The 1,237-nt window shown below is 56.2% G+C and carries 3 protein-coding genes; 1 reads left to right on the top strand and 2 read right to left on the bottom strand.

Going from position 1 to position 1,237, the window contains the following annotated elements; all coding sequences use genetic code 11:
- Together HDF16_RS30120 and HDF16_RS30125 are read right to left on the bottom strand one after the other, a co-directional pair.
- On the bottom strand, window positions 1-290 hold a 290-nt coding region (locus tag HDF16_RS30120), incomplete at its 3' end, for a glycosyltransferase (protein ID WP_184224656.1).
- A 198-nt stretch (window positions 291-488) separates the two neighbouring features.
- Window positions 489-749 carry a hypothetical protein gene (locus HDF16_RS30125; protein WP_184224658.1) on the bottom strand — a complete coding sequence of 87 codons (261 nt, stop codon included), beginning with the start codon at window positions 747-749 and terminating at the stop codon, window positions 489-491.
- Between the two features lie 210 nt (window positions 750-959).
- On the opposite strand from HDF16_RS30125, the gene HDF16_RS30445 reads away from it, so the two are divergent.
- The gene (locus HDF16_RS30445) at window positions 960-1,178 is read left to right on the top strand and encodes an antitoxin (RefSeq protein WP_246410510.1); all 219 of its coding nucleotides are present in this window, start codon (window positions 960-962) and stop codon (window positions 1,176-1,178) included.
- Window positions 1,179-1,237: the final 59 nt, after the last annotated feature.

Consider the following 1,237-nt stretch of genomic DNA (forward strand, 5'->3'; position numbering starts at 1 on the left):
GACTTAATCTCTCTGGCCGATGTCTGATCGAGCATTTCGTCGGCGTCGAGAAAAATGATCCAGTCGCAGGTTGCGTGTGCGAGAACTGCATTACGAGCGGCGGCAAAATCATCGTTCCAAGGTACTGAGACAATGCTCGCCCCAAGCGATCGCGCAATGTGCAACGTGTTGTCTGTGGAGCCGGTATCGCCGATAGTGATGTGATCAGCAATGCCAAGAACGCTCTCAATACATCGGGCAATGCTAGCTTCACCATTCTTCACTATCATCGAAAGTTCAAGTGTCGGCATGGGAAGGCAGTCGAAAGGTAGAGTCTGTATTGTGAGGATATTGATTTCGGAACCTCGATGGACTTCCACGAAAGTGCTATGGGTGAGCAGAGGTGGAAGCCGACAATACTTTGTCTTGTAAATAGTCAAACAACACCCGACGGAAGATCGAACGCGCCCCTCGCAGCGCATCCTCAATCAGCGCGAAGCTGTCCTGGGTCAGTTCCACGCCGAAGGTCGCGGCGTTGCTGTAGAACTCGCCCGGCACGAAGCGATTGGTTTGAAGAAGACAGTCATGGCGCAGGCCAAGGGGCCGTGATGGCGCAGCTTCTCCCCTGCCCGCGTGGCGAAGGTCGACGCGGCCTGTTTCAGCTCATCCCATTCCGTCACGTATTCCCCGAATGTCCGGGTGACGGCCAGCTCCTCGCGTTGCGGCGAGATCAGCGACAGCGGCAGGCAGGACTCGCCCTGCAGCTCCATGATGACCCGCGCCCGGTCACAGTGAGCACTTCCCTGCCTTTCGTTACCTCAAAGGCTGCCGGATCGGCGACCGTCGAAAGGCCGAGCGCCTGCAACTTCGCCACCCCTCTGGCATACCTGCAACCAGCTGCGACGGGGAGAACTCGCCGTTGCATATACCATGGTATATTACATATAGAGGTTCTTATGGCCCAAACTGCAAAGCTCTTTATGAACGGACGAAGCCAAGCTGTGCGTTTACCAGCGGGTTGCCGGTTCGACGGTGACAGTGTCTATGTCCGGCGCGATTCCAAAACGGGGGACGTTGTCTTGTCCGCCCGGCCACAGACGTGGGATGCATTCTTTCAACTAAGGGATCAGACAGAGATCCCGGACGACTTTCTGTCCGACCGTGTGGATCTGCCAGCCCAGACCCGGGAGACCCTTTGATCCAGCAGCGGCAATACATGTTAGACACCAATATGGCCAGCTACATCATCAAGGGCACT

It is taken from the genome of Granulicella aggregans (assembly GCF_014203275.1).
Taxonomy (GTDB): Bacteria; Acidobacteriota; Terriglobia; order Terriglobales; family Acidobacteriaceae; genus Edaphobacter.

What these genes read in the sequence shown, in the direction of transcription:
- HDF16_RS30445 (WP_246410510.1), top strand. Translation starts at nt 960, where the DNA reads ATGAACGGACGAAGCCAAGCTGTGCGTTTACCAGCGGGTTGCCGGTTC.
- HDF16_RS30125 (WP_184224658.1), bottom strand. Translation starts at nt 749, where the DNA reads ATGGAGCTGCAGGGCGAGTCCTGCCTGCCGCTGTCGCTGATCTCGCCG.